The 13,049-nt window shown below is 44.8% G+C and carries 10 protein-coding genes; 8 read left to right on the forward strand and 2 right to left on the reverse strand.

The genetic code is table 11. From position 1 onward, the window contains the following. Positions 1–6: 6 nt before the first annotated feature. The gene (locus A4308_RS12420) at positions 7–975 is read left to right on the forward strand and encodes a Csu type fimbrial protein (protein WP_063308588.1); all 969 of its coding nucleotides are present in this window, start codon (positions 7–9) and stop codon (positions 973–975) included. A 1,529-nt stretch (positions 976–2,504) separates the two neighbouring features. Here A4308_RS12420 and A4308_RS21920 read toward each other — a convergent pair. Together A4308_RS21920 and A4308_RS12425 are read right to left on the reverse strand one after the other, a co-directional pair. After that, on the reverse strand, positions 2,505–3,119 hold the full coding sequence (locus tag A4308_RS21920) for a tyrosine-type DNA invertase (protein WP_071890846.1): 615 nt from the start codon (positions 3,117–3,119) through the stop codon (positions 2,505–2,507). A gap of 457 nt (positions 3,120–3,576) precedes the next feature. Beyond that, positions 3,577–4,626 carry a GlxA family transcriptional regulator gene (locus tag A4308_RS12425; RefSeq protein WP_063308589.1) on the reverse strand — a complete coding sequence of 350 codons (1,050 nt, stop codon included), beginning with the start codon at positions 4,624–4,626 and terminating at the stop codon, positions 3,577–3,579. Between the two features lie 686 nt (positions 4,627–5,312). Between A4308_RS12425 and A4308_RS21925 the strand changes: the two genes are divergently transcribed. The 7 genes from A4308_RS21925 to A4308_RS12450 all read left to right on the forward strand — a co-directional run bounded on the left by A4308_RS21925 (position 5,313) and on the right by A4308_RS12450 (position 13,020). Beyond that, entirely contained in the window at positions 5,313–5,966 is a 654-nt protein-coding gene (locus A4308_RS21925) for a tyrosine-type DNA invertase (protein WP_071890849.1), read from the forward strand. Between the two features lie 317 nt (positions 5,967–6,283). Continuing rightward, positions 6,284–6,829 carry a fimbrial protein gene (locus A4308_RS22485; RefSeq protein ID WP_156491225.1) on the forward strand — a complete coding sequence of 182 codons (546 nt, stop codon included), beginning with the start codon at positions 6,284–6,286 and terminating at the stop codon, positions 6,827–6,829. 37 nt (positions 6,830–6,866) lie between these two features. Next, on the forward strand, positions 6,867–7,406 hold the full coding sequence (locus tag A4308_RS12430) for a fimbrial protein (protein WP_063308590.1): 540 nt from the start codon (positions 6,867–6,869) through the stop codon (positions 7,404–7,406). Between the two features lie 53 nt (positions 7,407–7,459). Further along, positions 7,460–8,167 carry a fimbrial biogenesis chaperone gene (locus A4308_RS12435; protein ID WP_082826304.1) on the forward strand — a complete coding sequence of 236 codons (708 nt, stop codon included), beginning with the start codon at positions 7,460–7,462 and terminating at the stop codon, positions 8,165–8,167. Positions 8,168–8,367: 200 nt separating this feature from the next. Continuing rightward, positions 8,368–10,977 carry a fimbria/pilus outer membrane usher protein gene (locus A4308_RS12440; RefSeq protein ID WP_063308592.1) on the forward strand — a complete coding sequence of 870 codons (2,610 nt, stop codon included), beginning with the start codon at positions 8,368–8,370 and terminating at the stop codon, positions 10,975–10,977. Between the two features lie 9 nt (positions 10,978–10,986). After that, the gene (locus A4308_RS12445; RefSeq protein WP_063308593.1) at positions 10,987–11,745 is read left to right on the forward strand and encodes a fimbrial biogenesis chaperone; all 759 of its coding nucleotides are present in this window, start codon (positions 10,987–10,989) and stop codon (positions 11,743–11,745) included. Between the two features lie 114 nt (positions 11,746–11,859). Continuing rightward, positions 11,860–13,020 carry a hypothetical protein gene (locus A4308_RS12450; protein ID WP_156491227.1) on the forward strand — a complete coding sequence of 387 codons (1,161 nt, stop codon included), beginning with the start codon at positions 11,860–11,862 and terminating at the stop codon, positions 13,018–13,020. The last annotated feature ends 29 nt before the right edge of the window (positions 13,021–13,049 follow it).

Raw genomic sequence — 13,049 nt, forward strand, 5'->3', positions numbered from 1 at the left:
ACATATATGGGATTAAAACTCTGGGTATTACTGGTAGTCCTACTAGTATCTCCCGGTATCAGCCTCGCGGTAACCTGTAATGTAAGTAACGTTTCTCCCGTTAACTTCGCTTCGGTGAATCCTCTAGGTACCACAGGACCAAGTACTTCAATGACATTTAACTACTCTTGTGCAAAAGAGTTAGGAGATGTACTTGCAGGCATTAACCTATGCTTTAACATTGGTAACTCTGCTGTGAGTGGTCAGATTGGCACCAGAACAATGTCCTCCACCGGGCCGCCTGCCAGCACGCTTGCCTATCAGCTGTTTCAAAACGCAGGTAATACCATTGTCTGGGGAAGTCAGTATCAGACCGGTACTTCATTTCCAATGGTGCAGCTTACGCTACTTAATTTGATACCGATAATGGGAAGTATGACTATTTATGGACAAGTATTGACGCCGCAAAGAACGGCAGTCCCTGGTACATACCGGGACAGTTACACCCCGGCGACCGCCTTTATCACCATGAACACTGGACTGCTCGCTCCTCCCACAACCTGCGGCAACTCCGTTGTCGCCACTTTTCCGTTTAACGTGACGGCAACAGTCGTTAAACAGTGCAATGTTAGTTTTGCCAACAATCTGAGTTTTGGTAATATTTACGCCAGACAGAACAACATCACATCATTCAATACCTTTGGTGTAGCCTGCTCCAGTAACACCCCCTACAGCATAGGGCTCCTCCCTTCCAATAACAATACTGCTGGCAATGGGATGATGAAGGGGACGGGTAGTAATACCGATACCGTTCCTTATCAGCTTAGTTCAACTGCAGGGCCGTCCGGTATGGTATGGGGTAATACGGCACAAAATACAGTGGCTGGGCTTGGTACGGGGTCACCGGCTTCATATACTGTTTATGGTACCGTCCCTAGCGCCAACTACAAACCAGACAGTTATTCCGACACAGTAACTATAAATGTCAATTATTAGCTGAGTAAGAATGTCTGTTTGCATTGATTATTGCTCTGTCTCCTAGATTCGTATTACAACCATCAGTTAATGATATCTGGTTTGGGTGACTAATCCTTCTTGGCACTTTCGGCTACCACAGTGGGCGAAAGTGGCAGTGTCTGCGTCATATATTCACCGGTTGTTGGGGGGGGCGGCTTCCGTGTTGCAGGTATGGTCTGCAAAAAAAGTGGTAGCATGAGTACTGTCTAGGAGTGAACGGCAAAAATATGAAATCCACGGCGGAGGGGGACGGTAGTTGGTGCGAGAGCCAGTGCTGTGTTTAGACGAAGGCGAAAAAGGTAAAATCTTACGAAGAGAGGCTGCTTTCGGGGCTGCAGCTATCGGAGCTAGTACTACTGTGGTAACAGACCAAAATATGTAAAAAGGTACAGCTCCTGGTGCGAAGACAAGTGGTGTTGGGGGAGAAGTAATAAGCACTGAATAGCTTGGTTACCTGAAGGCAATGCTGTGAAAGATTCGTCTTCCTATTTTTTCCACGTGAAGTGAACCCGTAATAGTTTGTCGCATGAATAAGTGGCACACTTCATTACATACTTAAGAGCTCCAAGACGACCAGTCCTTTTTATCTTGGTGTGCACTGGTAGGCTTAAGTATGACGCAAGAGAACGATTTGGCGCGGTCACCACTGACCATTCATGCCTTTTATTACGTTGGCTTGCTTGCGCGCAAAAAGAGCGGCGTATTACCCGCTCTGTTGTCGCCGATATTGACAACCTACTTAGATTTTTAAATCGGACAGGTCCGGTAGCCATTTTTTTAGTTGCTGGAATACTAATCCTGTACGTTAATGGTGATGCAGCAGTAAGATTTTTAACGGCCGACAAAAACAATCAAAATCATCGCTCCCAGTCTGAATCAATGCAATGTTCACAGGTGTGGAAATTAGTTCTCGAGTCGCTATATGCCGAATAAGGGGATAACTACACTTTTGGTTCGTAATTTAGAAATGAAAAAAATCACAGACAAAAGGCATCATTAAGAATCGGTAAGGTTCACTGTGGTAGGGGATGCAGACATGGCTTTTGATATGCCGGGAATGCATAAGTTGCGTTAAGCAATCAGCGAACATAACTTGGGGAGAATTCTTTTAGCCATTTCGATTAAATGGAAAATAAAGCTCACTCAGGTATGTGAAGAAAACGCTGGTATACGAATCATTCAGGGCATCTACTTATGTATGTGGAAACCGTATTATCTAGCATATACCATATGAGTTAGTCGATTAAATTACAGGTGAATGTAATCCTACAGTATTGAATTCAGTAAGATATATAATCTTATTGGTTATTTAATATGGGAGTTATCTCTTAATAAAAGTATGCCTATTTTTACAGAGCCGAGAGTAATTCTTCTGAAAGGGATGCCTGAAATGAAGTTAAACTCTTGGGATATAGAGTGAGTATTATTTTCCTGTCAGTCCGACCTGCATTATCTTAACTGGGATAACCGCTCTCATTTAAAGAGCGGTTTATGTAATTTAAATATATTTACCAAGAGGAAAATTCCATTTTAATTCTTTCTTTTTCTTTTTTTGTTGAGTCTAGATGCCAAGCGTGAAAAAACCTTGCAGCATTACTTGCTGTATAATGTACGGTATGGCGTATATTCTTGTGGCCAAGATAATCCTGAATAAGACGTGTATCAAGCCCCTGTTCTGCAAGTTCAAAACCGCAAGCGTGTCTAAGCATATGTGGATGAGCTTGTATTGTTAACCCTGCAAGTCTTCCTGATAGTACAAGTATTTTGTAAAACTGCTGACGGGTCACACGATGACCTTTAGATGAAATAAATAACCAGTCATTGTTTTGTTCATTATATTTATTGCGCTGTAATAACCACTTATTCAGTAGAGATATTTCTCTTGCAAGTAATGGATGAGTAGTGCTAAGTCCATTTTTTAATCTTCTAATATAAATAATATGACTTACTAAGTCGATATCTGTAATCTTCAGTCCTGTAAGTTCGCTAACTCTTAATCCATGGATGAAACACATCAAAATCATACAGCGGTCACGAATACAATGTCGTGTACCTGCAAGTGCCTGGAAGATTTTCTGGATTTCATTATGGGTAAGGTAAAGTCTTTTATTCATTATGATCATCCCGAGGTAAGTATTATTATGAATGGATTTGATTTATGACTATTACAAACGTACGACTTATTAAAATCCCTCCAATCTACTAATATCTAAATTTAGGCTCCACAGATTTATATTATACTTCGTTAAGCATGGTTTTTTTCCTCAATATCCTGTTTTTCAGGTGAGAAAAAAACAACCTGATTAACGCAAACATGGTGATTATGTATCAGTAAGAAAACAAAACGTCAACATTAATATAATCACTGGATGTTATTGACTTTTGAAAACAGGTGTGAAGTATATTAATTCAGGACAGGAAAGTTGCAAAAAAAGACATTCTACATTTAATGAGCAGAAACTTTTTCTTTGATGTCATTTAATTAAACTACCCTGTATAGCAAATGAAAAGCATTGTGATAATGCTTTTCATTTGCTATTGGTTTTACAAGGTTAAAAGATCTTTTAAATAAGTTAATTATCACATTGGATAATGCTTATAAAAGATCCCATTAATAATATTGATTAGTGCTTGTTTTTTTTGTTTTTTTATTTGTCTGTATTTACATGGTGAGATATTGCGACTGTTTATGAATCCTCTTCTGAATGCGTTAGTGGATACAAATCCAGATCTGCTTGCTATTTTTTGGATGCTCCAGTCAGTTTTTATCAATAAAGTTTCTGCATGATCAAGTCTTAAGTTAAGTATGAATTTTGAAGGTGCTATACCTACCTCATTAACAAACATGCGATTGAAGTGACGTATGCTTACTCCCATTTTTTTTGCGAGAAAGTTGGGGTTGCAGTCCTCTAAAAAATTAAATTGTAGCCATGATATTATCTCTCTGACAGGAAGGGGCATCTGAGTTTGATTTTTTATTAGAGCGCTTTGCTGTGGCGATTCCGCAGTTCGGATTCCTGAGATGACAAGTAAATTTGCAATGCTGACTGATAGTTTTCTTCCTATGTCTTCTTCAACCAATGCCAGTGACATATCAATACCTGCCATTATTCCTGCAGAAGACCAGATGTTTTGATCCTGTATGAAAAGTCTATCACGGTGAATATGGGCATCAGGAAACAAACGCTCCAGAATATCACATGCGCTCCAGTGTGTTGTAATGTTGCGCTTATGTAATAATCCAGCATAGCCCAGTGCAAAAGCACCTGTACAAACACTCACGATTCTCCGAAAAGAGTTTTTAAATGTGCCGAGCCATGCTGGAAGAGTTGAAGTCTGGAAATAAGTTATAAACGCGCGCTCATCACCCCCAGGAATAATAATTGTGTCAATTTCATCCGGGGATATGTTACCCCATGCAGCGTCTGCCATGATAGTTAAACCTGCATTGGTCGTAATCATCCCTTCCTCTTCTGCGAGGATAACTGTTTTATAAGAACCAGGTTGGTAAATATTGGCTTTAGAGAATACGCTCAACGGGCCTGTGACATCTAATATCTCCACACCTTCATAAACAGTTATTGCTATTGTTTTTGTGTGTGGTTTTGTTTTGGTCTTGTACATTGTCATTTTAGATATTATTCATCCATGTGCAGTACGCCAGTATATCGTTAAAGCATTATTGTGTTGATAGGAATTTTCTTGATTCTCTTCTTTGTGTTTGTTGTGAAAGGCTTTGTTGATGCGGTTTAATTCTTTTTGGATGCCAAAGGGTTGGGGAGGATGGTTTGTTAAATTTAAGGTGTGGTGATTTTAAATAATAATTATATTAAGGGTGGTTTTTGGTATGTGCAGGTTTTAACATATATAAAGTATATAGGTGTTTGTTTTGTTCTAAAGTAGTGCTTAAGGACCTTGTGAAATGTGGTTGACTCACGGTATGTTATAATGATTCTTGATTGTTAGCATAGGTTTTTAGTGTAGAGTGGGGATCTTTACTTATTGTTATATTAAGATAGCTTTCGTAGATAAATCATTTCGTTATTGTATTTAATATTGTGTGTTACATTCGCTTTAATTCGTTTAAAGTTTATGTGTCAGATGTAATATAATAAATGCAAGTGCCTATGGACGAATGGATATCAACGTGACATGTCTGTTACATCAGTAGCTATACTGTCTGGTTGATAAGCAGAAGAATCTGATATCGGATGGCCAAGTATGGTAACATTATTTTTCGTCTGCCTGAACACTCAGGTAAGAATGGCGACATATTTAAATAATACCAATACTGAAAAAACTGGGAATCATACAAAATGACATCTACAAGGAAATACCTGACACAGAGCGAGGTGGAATGCTTGCTGGAATCGGCGAAATTATCGAGGAATCCGGAACGTGATTATTGTCTCATTTACATGAGTTTCATTCATGGTCTCAGGGTAAGTGAAGCGCGACTCCTGCGTTTGTCAGACCTCGATCTGAAAGAGGGGAGTTTGTACATTCATCGCCTTAAGCAGGGGTTCAGTACAAGCCATCCACTGCTCAGGAAAGAAGTTATGGCGATCAGGGCCTGGCTAAAGGTGCGCAGCAGGATGCCGGGAGCTGAAAGCGACCATATGTTTTTGTCTTCGCGTGGAGGAGTGCTGAGTCGTCAGCGTATATATAACCTGATTAAGGAACTGGGTATGAATGCAGGACTTTCGTTATGTTCGCATCCGCACATGCTAAGACATGCCTGTGGATTCGCATTAGCAGATCGCGGAATCGATACTCGACTTATTCAGGACTATCTGGGGCACCGTAATATCAGGCATACAGTGCGCTATACGGCAAGTAATGCTGAACGATTTTACGGGGTGTGGAGTACAAAAAATAGGCAAAAAAAGATCCATTTAGGACCAAACTGTAACTATCTTAGCTCATCGCTTCGTTTTTGTTCCAGTACAAAAGCAACAAAGTTCTTGTGAGTGTGTATCCCAATGTAAAAAAAGTAAAAATTACGTCAAGCTCGCATGTTAACCACATGAAATAAATGATATTAAGTATGAACATCCATGTTCATATTCTTTCCTCAAACTTACCTTATAGTTCCCTTTCTTATTATCCTCTCGTTTTCGAAAGTTTTATCCTCCGCGTTTTCACTAAATGTTGGATATCTAATGATTCAAGTGCAATCCCATCAGCATAACATGCTGGAGGCGGGGTATTGTTGTCAAAATGGTCCTAAATGACAACAAAACTAGTTTGATTTTAGGTTTATTGTTTACATGACTTAGAGGTTCCTATGAAGAAGAAAATTGTGGCGGTGATGTTTAGCGCAGCGTGCTTCACATCTTTAAACGTTTATGCTGGAAATGATGGAGCTAGTGGGACAATCACTTTTACCGGGGATGTAAGCGGCGGTACTTGTACTGCCCCGGTTGATTTTGCGGCGGCGAGTGTTCATTTGGGAGATGTAGGGCAAAATGAAATGCCACAGAATGGTAGTACCTCCGGTCGTCTTTGGGATAAAGTTTTTAATTTTACAGACTGCAGTCCGGATATTGCGAATGTTACAACTACGGTAACATTTGCACAGCAGGGTAATGATACTCGCCTCATAAAGAACCAGGGGACTTCAACTAATATTGTAGCGTATGTGACTAATGATAAGACAAAGCAAAGTTCTTATAAAAATGGCTTAAGTACTGGTACTTCGTTTGATTCAGTCGTCAATAATGGTGAGGGTACAGTCCATTTATATGGTGCGCTTGTTCGTAATACATCTAACACTGCAATAAGTAACGGAACACTATCGTACCCAATTAATCTTGTTTCTGTTTACCACTAACTCTGTGATTAACTGTTTTTGATAGAAGGTTTTTTATATGCGAAATAAAATTTATGCGATTGGGTTACTCGGTGGTGCCATCTTCATGTCTGTTAATGCTTATGCCGTTGGAAACAATGCAACAGGTTTGCTTACAGTCGATGGTAACATGGTTGCACAAACTTGTTTAGTTCCACAGAATGATTTAACGAAGACTGTCAATTTTGATACAGTTGACGTCGGAGATATCCGAGCGTTAGCCGCTAATGCGAAAATTGCAGGAACAACAAAATCACTCGACTTCAACATTACTGGTTGCCCTGGTAATGATGGAGATACCGTGTCAATCCGTTTTGATTATAATGTTGAAACTGGTAAAACTAATTACCTTCTAAATACTTCTGATAGCCGTGGTGTTCTTGTCGGTATCAATAAAAAAGGTGATGATGCGTTAATTGTTCCAGCAGGTACAATTGATGCAACTACTACAGGTGGTAATGCCACGGTAGAAGCTGAAGCCAGTCTATACAGAGATGCGGGGAGTGTTTTCACTGGTGGTATCAACTCAACAATGAATGTTACCTTAGTTAACCCATAGTTTATTACTCTAGCCCTGCGCTTAGCGGGGCTAAACAACGAGTGCGAATATATATGAAAAATAAATTAATTAAGGTGTTGTTTTGCTGTTGTTTTATGTTGACTTCACATTTTTGTTTTTCTGGTGGCTTTTCTCTCGCAAAAAATAGAATTGTTATAAATGAAGGGGAAGGAAGCGGAATTAAGGTTTTAAATACTTCGAATGTACCTGTGCTTATACAGTCATGGGTTTCATTTTATAAAGAAAGTGATGCTAAGAAATATGGGGGTAAAGTACCTTTTTCGGTTAGCCCTCCTCTTTATCGGCAAGATCCAGGGAGTAATTATGTAAAGATATTTATCTTAGGTAATGACTTCCCAAAAAATCGTGAGTCGGTTTTTTATTTCAACGCCAAGGCAATTCCAGCAGCTATTAGTGATAATGGTGATATTGATAAAAATAAAATCTCATTTTCATTTACTAATACCATCAAGGTTTTTTATAGGCCTTCAGGGTTAACCGGAGGGTCTACTGAGGCTTATAAAAAATTAACCTTCTCTAAAGTCGGGGATAGATTGATGGTTAAAAATGTTACGCCTTATTATATTACATTTAATAAGATTGTTATCGCAGGGCGTAGCGTCAAGGATGTCGCGGAGATGGTTCCTCCATTTGGGCTCCAATCCTATACGATTCCTGAAGGCGCTACTGGTCCTCTGAAGTATCAAACTATAAATGAATTTGGAGGTGTGACCCCTGCCGTTTTGGTTGACAACATTTAGTTTTATTAAGTGCTCTCACCCAACGTGTATTTAAAGCGTCAGCTATTTACGGCAGTCCCTTTCCTTTGGGGGGGTATTAATAACTATGTAAATCAATGCCGGCTTATGACTGGCCGGCTGCTCTACTTTTGTTTGACCTGAAATTAACTTGTCGCTTTAAACGGGATAGCTTCTCTTTTTATTATTTAAAAGGTTTTACCATGAATAAAAATAAACTGCCTGTGTATGGCAGGGAGTGCTTTCCTTTGTCCGTTCTGGCGGCGGGGATAAAAATCATACTGTTGTCCGCGCTTTCCAGTAGCGCTGTTCCGGCGGCTGAGTATTTCAATCCTGCGTTACTTTCTCTGGGCGCGCCTGAAGGCAGTGACATGAAGCAGGTTGACCTGTCCCGCTTTGAAGACGGCGGTCAGCTGCCGGGCATCTACCGTGTAGATATTTACCTGAACGGTCAGTACATGACCACCCGGGATGTTAACTTCGTGGCCGGCAAGGGGACCGAGCTTGATCCGTCCCTGGTACTGAAGGAATACCGCAATCTGGGGCTCAACGATAAGGCCATTCCGGCCCTCCGGGACACGCCCGCGGAGACCGCGCTGGCCCCCCTGGGGCAGTTTGTTCCGGCGGCAACGACGCAGTTTGATTTCGCCACCCAGCGCCTGAATATCACCATTCCGCAGGCGCTGATGCAGGCGCGCGCGCAGGGATACGTAGATCCGGATAGCTGGGATGAAGGGGTGCCGGCTGCCATCCTGGATTACAACATCACCGGCAACCACACCAGCTACCGGGGTGACAGCGCCTCGATGGCAAGCTCGGACGGCCAGTACGCCAACCTGCGCAGCGGCCTGAACCTGATGGGCTGGCGCCTGAGAAACTATTCCACCTGGAACCGTAACAGCAGCGGGCAGAGCACGCAGTCTCACTTTAACAGCATCAATACCTACCTTGCGCACGATGTGAAGTCGCTGCAGGGGGAGTTTCTGGCGGGGGAGTATTCCACGCCGGGTGATGTCTTCGACAGCGTGCCGTTCCGCGGGGTGCAGCTTGCCTCCGACCAGGGCATGCTGCCGGACAGTCTGCGCGGATTTGCCCCCATTATCCGGGGCGTGGCGAACTCGGATGCACAGGTGACCGTACGCCAGAGCGGCAGCATCATTTATCAGGCCTACGTGCCGCCCGGGCCTTTTGAAATTAAGGATTTGTATCCGTCGACCGACAGCGGTGACCTTCAGGTCACCGTGAAAGAAAAAGACGGCAGCGAGCGGCGCTTCACGCAGGCCTATTCGTCCGTTGCCATCATGCAGCGTGAAGGGCAGGTGAAATATGGCATGACGATGGGGGAGCTGCGCGACAGCGGCGGCGGCAACAGCCTGCGGGAAGCGAAGTTTGCCCAGGCAACCCTGATTTACGGTATGCCGCACAGCGTCACGCCGTATGTCGGCCTGCTGGCGGCCCAGAAATATCTGGCTGCAACCGGTGGTGTGGGAGTGAGTCTGGGTGAGTGGGGGGCGATGTCGCTCGATGCCACGCAGGCAAACGCGACGCTGACCGACGGGGATAAGTCCCAGGGGCAGTCTTACCGTATCCGTTACTCAAAAAGTATGCTGGATACCGGGACGACGGTGACGCTTGCCGCCTACCGTTATTCAACCGAGGGTTACTACAGCTTCCAGGATGCGAACACCTATCGCGACCGCAATGCGGAGAACGGCTGGACGTCCTATTACCGCCCCCGCAGCGAGTTCCAGGTGGCCCTGAACCAGTCCCTGGATAACTTTGGCTCTGTTTATCTCTCCGGCACGCAGCGTGATTACTGGGGGCGTAATGGAACGGAGCGCACCTACAACGCGGGGTATAACACCACGATTTACGGCATCAGCTACGGGCTTAACCTCAGCCAGAGTAAAAACAGCGACAGCGGGAGCAAAACCGATAAGCGGCTGTTTTTCAACATGTCAGTACCGCTCAGCCGCTTCCTGTCCGGACCGGATGCGTATGCCGGCAGCAGCATGAATATGAACTACTCCATCGCGACTGACCAGGACCACAATACCAGTCAGCAGGTCGGGGTGAGCGGCTCGGCGCTGTCGGACAACCAGCTTAACTACAACCTGAACCAGAGCACCGGCAATCACGGACAGGGCTACGGCGGCAGCATGAACGCGACCTACAACGGCAGCGTGGCGTCGCTGACGGGCGGGTATAACTACGGCAAAACGCAGCAGCAGCTGACCTACGGCATGAGTGGCGGCATCGTCGCCCACCCGCACGGCATCACGCTTGGCCAGGAGCCGGGTGAAACCATTGCGATTGTCCGCGCGCCGGGTGCCTCCGGCGTGAAGGTCAACAGCCAGAGCGGGGTGAAAACGGACTGGCGGGGCTATGCCATCGTGCCGTACCTGACGCCGTACCGGAGCACGGAGGTCACGATTGATCCGTCCAATATCGGCAACGATGTGGCCATGGATATGACCTCAGCCCGCGTCGTGCCGACCCGTGGTGCGGTGGTGATGGCGAATTACCGTACCCAGGTCGGCCGTCAGGCGATGCTGAACCTGACGTTTAACGGTAAACCTGTTCCGTTCGGGGCCATGGCGGTCCTGGACGCAGCCGGTCAGGAAGATGGGCAGCAGGCAGCCAGCGGCATTGTAGGTGATGCCGGACAGCTCTTCATGACCGGTCTGCCTGACGAGGGGCGTCTTAACGTACAGTGGGGAAGTGATGCGGGGGCGCACTGTAGTGTTCCGTATCGCCTGCCTGCAGAGCGTCAGGACGGCGTACCGGTCAGCGTGACCGCGGTCTGTCAGTAAGGGGCCGGCATGATGACGCAACAGTGGCGAAGCATCACCGTCTTTGTGATGCTGATGGCGGCCGGGATCAGCAGCGTTCTGGCCATTCCGTCAAACACCGATACGTCCCTCAGCGGCGTTGGCACGGACCGGACCCGGTATGTCTTTAAGGAAGGGACCCGGCAGATTGGCCTGACGCTGAAAAACAAGACCCGGGAAAGCTATCTGGTGCAGGCCTGGGTCAGGGGTATCGATCCGAAAACCGGGGATGTTGTTAATGAACAGACGCCGTTTTTCCTGAAGCAGCCTCTGGTGAAAACGGTGGCGGGCGGGCGTTACGGGTTCCAGCTGATTAAGACAAAGCCGGTTCAGGTGCAGGACAGGGAAAGTCTTTACCTCCTGTCTTTCAAGTTCATTCCGTCAAAAGAGAAAGAGACAAAGAAGCGTCCGGATTACGGTCAGACAGATGTTGTGCTGACCTATAACGTCAAGCTGTTTTACCGGCCGGCAACGCTGAAAGACAGCCGGGTCGCTCAGGCTGCCGCCTTGCTTAAATTTCATCGCCAGGGCAGCGTGCTGAAAGTGAATAATCCGGGACCGCTCTGGATAACGTTTTATTCTCTGAAGGCCGGAGGATATAACGTGCCGGAAGAGAGCTTCCGTCAGATGGTGCCGCCTTTTGGTGAGGCTGACTATACCATTCCTGAAAACACAGGCGGAAATCATCTGACATGGCGGGTTATTGATGAAAACGGCGACCCAACCCGAGAGAATAGTGCTGTTTTCTAATTTCAAGTGAAAACACTTATACTGAGAAGCAGTACTTGCGAATTTTAATTTTTATTTTTTTAGTGATGAGTTTTATGCTGAAAAAATAAAGTAGAAAGAAGGGAGTGAAAAAGAATGAATTTATTATGCCGTGGGCTCCTAGCCGTTTTACGCGTCCCGGGTAAAATGCCGGTTTTAATGTTGATGTTAATATTAAAACCGGGAGGGGCTTTTGCGACGGATATTACTATTCCTGATTCAGGTACGACAACTGCATGGCTAAGCGGCAGTGTTACTAGTTGGTATGATTCTGGTATTTATAATTCGAATGGTGTAATTAGTGGGGGGATTCAAGGGCTTACTACATCCAGCCCTCCTGGTACGATGTATTACGATCATCGCGGATATTTAGATTTACGATTGAGTAACTATTCTCAAATAGTTTCAGCTACAGCCCCGCAGTTGTCATGCGCATTGATAAGACCTGGCCATTATGAGGCAGATACAATAATGAACTGGATAGGGAATATAGGTCAGGGAGGGCACGTATCTTCCATAACTGGAAGTGCAGTTGAGGGATATTCTGCTAATGCAGGCTCTATGTCCGTCATAGATTATCCTATAAACCCCCTGGGTTTTGTGGGTTTTAATGTTAAATGGCAAAAGGGACAGGACACTGTTTACCTGCATATAACCGGAGACACAAAGCTTCAGGTTATTGTGGGGGCTAATGCAATTCCTGGCGCATATTCAGCAACATACCATATGTCATGCTCTGGAAATACAGACCCGACAAACCAGGCAGCGGCTACAGATGTAACTTTTAATTTCAACCTTGTCGCAAGGCCAACATCCTGTTCGATTACGCCACCACAGACGGTAAATTTCGGCGACAATATTTTAACAAACGAAACTGACACCCAGATTGCGACTGCACAGACCGCATTACAGACCAGCTGCGATGTTGGCAACGGCTCTGCAGATATTAACCGCGGAATGTATCTGACGTTTGAGCCAGGATCTCACGGGCTTTATGAGAGTAATACCAAAAAGCTGGCCACGGATAATTCGTCGCTTTATATCACGGGCGGAACTGACTCATCCACGTCATCCTGCAATACGTCCACAATGACGTTTAATGGCGAAGTGAGCACTGATTATAAATTAAAGGATTTGACTTTAGGGGTAAATAATGCGCAGAAAGAACTTTATTTCTCCTTGTGCCATGATACCAACAAGGTACTGCTTACTGGTCGTGTTAAATCTGATGCAAAAGTGAATGTAGTTATTCAGTAATACCGCTCCATGGCGCACTCAGGGAGACG

Origin of the sequence: Enterobacter sp. ODB01, assembly GCF_001623605.1 — a bacterium.
Classification (GTDB): domain Bacteria; phylum Pseudomonadota; class Gammaproteobacteria; order Enterobacterales; family Enterobacteriaceae; genus Enterobacter; species Enterobacter kobei.

Coding starts and splice junctions, on each gene's coding strand:
- A4308_RS12440 (WP_063308592.1), top strand. CDS start 8,368: ATGAATAAAAATAAACTGCCTGTGTATGGCAGGGAGTGCTTTCCTTTG.
- A4308_RS12420 (WP_063308588.1), top strand. CDS start 7: ATGGGATTAAAACTCTGGGTATTACTGGTAGTCCTACTAGTATCTCCC.
- A4308_RS12435 (WP_082826304.1), top strand. CDS start 7,460: ATGAAAAATAAATTAATTAAGGTGTTGTTTTGCTGTTGTTTTATGTTG.
- A4308_RS12445 (WP_063308593.1), top strand. CDS start 10,987: ATGATGACGCAACAGTGGCGAAGCATCACCGTCTTTGTGATGCTGATG.
- A4308_RS21920 (WP_071890846.1), bottom strand. CDS start 3,119: ATGATCATAATGAATAAAAGACTTTACCTTACCCATAATGAAATCCAG.
- A4308_RS22485 (WP_156491225.1), top strand. CDS start 6,284: ATGAAGAAGAAAATTGTGGCGGTGATGTTTAGCGCAGCGTGCTTCACA.
- A4308_RS12425 (WP_063308589.1), bottom strand. CDS start 4,626: ATGACAATGTACAAGACCAAAACAAAACCACACACAAAAACAATAGCA.
- A4308_RS12450 (WP_156491227.1), top strand. CDS start 11,860: ATGAATTTATTATGCCGTGGGCTCCTAGCCGTTTTACGCGTCCCGGGT.
- A4308_RS12430 (WP_063308590.1), top strand. CDS start 6,867: ATGCGAAATAAAATTTATGCGATTGGGTTACTCGGTGGTGCCATCTTC.
- A4308_RS21925 (WP_071890849.1), top strand. CDS start 5,313: ATGACATCTACAAGGAAATACCTGACACAGAGCGAGGTGGAATGCTTG.